This is a genomic window from Collinsella sp. AF29-7AC (assembly GCF_003475665.1).
Lineage (GTDB): Bacteria > Actinomycetota > Coriobacteriia > Coriobacteriales > Coriobacteriaceae > Collinsella.
Genome location: NZ_QRQX01000040.1, coordinates 1 through 4,197 on the forward strand (window position 1 = coordinate 1; position 4,197 = coordinate 4,197).

The following is a 4,197-nucleotide window of genomic DNA, read 5'->3' on the forward strand; positions in this document are numbered from 1 at the left end:
CAGGTAAGACGACCTTGACGGAGAGCCTGTTATATACCAGCGGAGCAATCGAGGCTCCCGGCAGTGTGGATCAGGGAACAACGAGAACGGACACCATGTTTTTAGAGCGGCAGCGTGGAATCACCATTCAAACGGCGGTCACTTCCTTTCAGTGGCACGATTGTAAGGTCAACATTGTGGATACTCCTGGGCATATGGATTTCTTAGCGGAGGTCTATCGCTCCCTTGCCATTCTTGACGGAGCGATTTTGGTTGTTTCTGCAAAAGACGGCGTTCAGGCGCAGACCCGTATTCTGTTTCATGCTCTGCAAGTAATGAAAATCCCAACTGTTATCTTTATTAACAAAATCGACCAGGACGGGATTGACCTGCCAGGTGTGTATCAGTCTATCCGAGATAAGCTCTCCGCAAATATGATTATTAAGCAGAACGTGCAGCTTTCCCCGGATATATCCATCATGGAAAACATGGGGCTGGAGAATTGGGATACCGTGATTGCGGACTGTGATGAATTGTTGGAGAAATATATTGCCGGAGAACCAATGGACAAAGAAGAACTTCTGCGGGAGGAAAACAGGAGAATCCAAAGCGTCTCTCTGTTTCCGGTCTATCATGGCAGTGCCAAGGTAAACTTGGGAATCCGACAACTCATTGAAGCGGTCACAGATACATTCCAATCACCCACCGGGCAGAACAGCTCTGAATTGTGCGGAACTGTGTTCAAAGTTGAGTACGCAAACCAGAGCCAACGCCTTGCCTATCTGCGGTTGTATAGCGGTACGCTTCATTTGCGGGATTCCGTAGCCTTGGCAGGGAAAGAAAAACTGAAAATTACGGAAATGCGTATCCCCTCAAAGGGTGAGATTGTCCGAACAGAGATTGCCCATGCGGGCGAGATCGTCATTGTACCCTGCGACAGTTTGCGGCTGAATGATGTGCTGGGAAACAAACTGCTGCTGCCCCGTGAAACGTGGAGCGACAATCCTCTCCCTTTGCTGCGGACAGCAATTGCACCAGAGAAACCAGAACAGAGGGAACGCTTGTTAAACGCCTTGACAGAAATTGCGGATACCGACCCGCTTCTGCGCTATGAAGTAGACGCTGTGACCCATGAGATCATTCTCTCCTTTTTGGGCCGGGTACAATTGGAAATTATCTCTGATCTTCTGGTGGAAAAATATCAGCTCAACACAACTGCAAAAGAACCTACCGTCATCTATATGGAGAGGCCATTGAAAGCGGTAAGTCACACCATTCATATCGAAGTGCCGCCCAATCCATTCTGGGCGTCCATCGGGCTGTCCGTCACCCCTCTCCCCCTTGGCACCGGAGTGCAGTATGAGAGCAAAGTTTCCGTTGGATACTTGAATCAGAGTTTTCAAAACGCTGTATTGGATGGTATCCGCTACGGTCTGGAACAAGGCGTGTATGGATGGAAGGTAACGGACTGTAAAATCTGTTTTGAGTATGGGCTTTATTATAGTCCGGTCAGCACTCCCGCAGACTTTCGGTCATTGGCACCTATTGTATTGGAGCAGGTGTTGAAAAAGGCGGGGACGCAGCTATTGGAACCATATCTTTCTTTTACACTCTATGCGCCGCAGGAATATCTCTCCAGAGCTTATCATGACGCACCAAAATATTGCGCGAGTATTGAAACGACCCAGGTTAAAAACAGCGAGGTGATTTTTACTGGCGAAATCCCTGCCCGCTGTGTGCAAGAGTACCGCAATGACCTCACCTTTTATACAAACGGGAGAAGCGTTTGTTTAACAGAATTGAAGGGGTATCAAATCGTCAGCGGCGAACCAGTTTTTCAGCCACGCCGCCCAAACACCCGGATTGATAAGGTGCGCCATATGTTCAACAAAATTCTCCCATCAATGATGGACTTATAAAATCCCTTTGGAACAAAGGGCGCACTTCTATACATGGTCTGCGACCATGTATCGTGCGCTCTGCGAGGCTACGGCCCGGACTTCCGAAAGTCCGGGCCGTTTGCGTCGCTCCGCTCCGTACAAGGGGCTGCGCCCCTTGCGCCGCTTTGCGGCTATCCCTGCGCCCTCGCTGGAAAGGTACATCCGCTCTGCGTCTGCACCTTTCCAGCGAGGCTAAAACCGAATACCGTTACCCTTGACCGTTTACCCGACACAGCAGGTAGACGGTCTTTTGTTTTGCCAAGAAGGAGGTCAAACACGATGGACAAGTCACGCGAAGAATTAGAGAAAGAGTATGCTGAGGCCACCGCTAAGTTGGAGCAGTACCAGCACAGAGGCCAGCGGTATGAGAACCGCATCCGCTACTACACCCAAGGCGAAAGGAAGAAGCGAAACCACCGACTTATCACCCGTGGCGGAGCGGTGGAGAGTATCGCCCCGGAGGTGCGCGGCATGAGCGAAAGGGCCTTTTTTCTTTTGATGGAAAAGGTCTTTTCCCTGCCGGAAGTTGCCGCCCTGGTGAGCCAAGCCACTGACCAGCAGGAAAGCGGATAATTGGCCCTGTTCCATCTCCACGTTACCCAGGTCAAACGGAGCGCGGGACAGTCTGTTGTCACGTCCGCCGCCTACCGAGCCGGGGAGAAATTGTATAGCGAATACTATGGCGAGGTCAGCGACTACACCCACAAGGGCGGCGTGGTCTGCACAGACATTCTCCTGCCGCCCCAGGCCCCCAACCAGTACCAAGACCGCGCCACCCTCTGGAACGCCGTGGAGAAGGCCGAGCGCGGCAAGAAAGCCCAGCTTGCATATAGCTTTGACATTGCCTTGCAGAACGAGTTTTCATTGGAGGAAAACATCGCTCTTGCAAGGCAATTTGTTTCGGAGCAGCTTGTGGGCCGGGGCATGATTGCCGACTTTGCCATCCACCAGCCGGACAAGGAGGACGGCGGTATTCCTAACCCGCACTTTCATGTTCTCTGCCCCATCCGGCCCATTGAGCCAGACGGCAAATGGGGGTGCAAGCAGCGCCGCCGCTACCGTCTGGACGAGGACGGGAACCGCATTATGGGAGAGGACGGCAAGCCCCTCTTTGACGCTGTTCCCACTACCGACTGGGGAAGCCCGGAAACACTGGAACATTGGCGGGAGGCGTGGGCCGCTATGGTGAACGCCAAGTTTGAGGAAAAGGGGCTGACCTGCCGCATCGACCACCGCTCCTATGAGCGTCAGGGCCTTGACCTGCTGCCCACCGTCCATGAGGGCGTGGCCGTCCGCCAGATGGAGGCCAAGGGTATCCCCACCGACAAGGGCGATCTGAACCGCTGGATAAAAAAGGCCAACAACATTCTGCGGGATATTCGGAAGAAAATCGCCGGCCTGACGGATTGGATTAAGGCCATAAAAGAAGAATTGAGCAAGCCCCAGGCCCCGACCCTTGCCGCCCTGCTGACCGACTACTATGAGGGCCGGAACGCCGGAGCATGGAGCCGCAACGCCAGGATTGGAAATCTTAAAGGTTTTGCCGAGGCCATCAATTTTCTGACCGAGAGGGGCATCGCTACGCTGGAAGATTTAGAGACCCATATCGCCGCCCAGAGTGAACGAACGGAGGCCATCAACACATCCATGAAAGCGAAGCGTGACCGTCTGAACGAATTGAAGGAACTGCTTCGCCTTGTTGACCTCTACCGAGACACCAAGCCCGTCTATGACGAGTTGCAGGGTATCAAGTGGAAGGGCAAGCGGGAAAAATTCGAGAGGGAGCATGAGAACGAGTTGAGGACGTTCCACATGGCCCGCCGGAAGCTGGACAAGCACCGTTCCCCTGCTGGTAAAATCCCCGTTCATGCGTGGGAACAGGAACAGGCGAGACTTCACCAGGAGTACACAGCCGAGTATGAGCAGTACAAGCCTATCCAAGACGATTTGCGGCGGCTTCAACAGGTGAAGCGGAACGCCAATGCTGCCATACACCAGCAGGAGCAGACCCAGCAGAAACGCCGGGAGGTGGAGCGGTGAACGGCATTCCCCGACTGACCTACCAGCAGTACCGAGCCGTCCGGCGGCTGGTGCATGACTGCTGCAATTATGACGGCGGCAACTGTCTTGCTCTTGATGACGGCTGGGAGCCTTGTGTCTGCGTCCAGAGTATCACCTATTCCCTGGTCTGTAAATGGTTCCGCGCCGCCGTCCTGCCAACAGACAAGGGGCCTTGATTCTCATTTTCATTGCAACAGCCTCAGGACTCAGCGCAACG

Annotated in this window: 3 protein-coding genes and 1 pseudogene; all 4 read left to right on the forward strand. The window is 53.6% G+C overall.

Going from position 1 to position 4,197, the window contains the following annotated elements:
• On the forward strand, nt 1–1,898 hold a 1,898-nt coding region (tet, locus tag DWZ15_RS10165), incomplete at its 5' end, for a TetM/TetW/TetO/TetS family tetracycline resistance ribosomal protection protein (RefSeq protein ID WP_118450807.1).
• Nucleotides 1,899–2,198: 300 nt separating this feature from the next.
• Nucleotides 2,199–2,492 carry a DUF3847 domain-containing protein gene (locus tag DWZ15_RS10515; protein ID WP_021631985.1) on the forward strand — a complete coding sequence of 98 codons (294 nt, stop codon included), beginning with the start codon at nt 2,199–2,201 and terminating at the stop codon, nt 2,490–2,492.
• Nucleotides 2,493–3,959: a MobQ family relaxase gene (gene mobQ, locus DWZ15_RS10175; protein ID WP_118450809.1), complete on the forward strand. Its 1,467-nt coding sequence runs from the start codon at nt 2,493–2,495 to the stop codon at nt 3,957–3,959.
• Nucleotides 3,956–4,147 (forward strand): annotated as a pseudogene (locus tag DWZ15_RS10180) (cysteine-rich VLP domain-containing protein); the annotation flags it as partial. The gene mobQ and the pseudogene DWZ15_RS10180, both read left to right, overlap by 4 nt.
• Between the last annotated feature and the right edge of the window lie 50 nt (nt 4,148–4,197).

Bases quoted from the DNA above. Each gene is read 5' to 3' on its own strand.
- DWZ15_RS10515 (WP_021631985.1), top strand. From the start codon at position 2,199: ATGGACAAGTCACGCGAAGAATTAGAGAAAGAGTATGCTGAGGCCACC.